The sequence below is a fragment of the Bergeyella anatis genome (assembly GCF_036016955.1).
Lineage (GTDB): Bacteria > Bacteroidota > Bacteroidia > Flavobacteriales > Weeksellaceae > JAYWXI01.
In genome coordinates, this window is record NZ_JAYWXI010000195.1 from 1 (window position 1) to 305 (window position 305).

1 protein-coding gene is annotated in these 305 nt (G+C 38.0%); it reads right to left on the reverse strand.

The features are described from left to right. The coding region (locus tag VQ048_RS12905; RefSeq protein ID WP_327612005.1) for a DUF4141 domain-containing protein at window positions 1–186 on the reverse strand (186 nt) is incomplete at its 3' end. Window positions 187–305 lie beyond the last annotated feature (119 nt).

Genomic DNA, 305 nt, shown 5'->3' on the forward strand with positions numbered 1-305 from the left:
TTTCTCCACTTCTCTAAAGTTATTGAGTGTATTGGCAGCAGTGGAAGAAGTCTGTACGATTTCTTGAGCTGTGTTCACAATACTTTGAGCTAAGTTCCCAGGGTCGCTTACCACCCATTGGGCATTTACCGATACACTGGTGCCGATTCCTAAAACGGCTAATGTGCTAATAATAAATCGTTTCATTTATTTTTAATTTAAAAGTTATTAAATGGGTAAAGTATTAGAATCCTAAAGACTTTCTCTTCTCTCCTGTGCTTTTTGGCGAATGGCTAATTCCAAGTTGCCATCGAGTTTTTTAGCCA